Raw genomic sequence first — 360 nt, 5'->3', positions numbered from 1 at the left:
ACCTCCAGGAACACCGTCGCCCCGGCAGCACGGGCGGCACGGACTCCGTCGGCGAAGCGGACGGGGCGGCGGACGTGATCGACCCAGTAGTCGGCGGTGGTCAGCAGACCCGCTTCGGCCAGGCGGCCGGTGACGTTGGAGACGACGGGGAGCGTGGGCTCATGGAACTCAATGCCGCTCAGGGCTGTGCGGAAGTCCTCCAGCATCGGGTCCATCAGCGGGGAGTGGAAGGCGTGGGAAACCCGCAGGCGCTTCGTCCGCGCAGACGTCCGCTTCTCGATCTCCGCGATCGCGGTCTCGGTGCCCGAGACCACCACCGCCGACGGGCCGTTGACGGCGGCAATCCCGGCCTCGGCCTCA

Annotated in this window: 1 protein-coding gene; it reads right to left on the bottom strand. The window is 70.6% G+C overall.

Translation table 11 applies throughout. The features are described 5' to 3' along the window. Positions 1-344 (bottom strand): acyltransferase domain-containing protein (locus ACLQ2N_RS35995; protein ID WP_425820009.1); only part of this gene is annotated, 344 nt, incomplete at its 3' end. Between the last annotated feature and the right edge of the window lie 16 nt (positions 345-360).

The sequence above is a fragment of the Streptomyces sp. DT224 genome (assembly GCF_049844595.1).
GTDB lineage: Bacteria > Actinomycetota > Actinomycetes > Streptomycetales > Streptomycetaceae > Streptomyces.
This window is presented reverse-complemented; position numbering and strand designations above follow the sequence as displayed.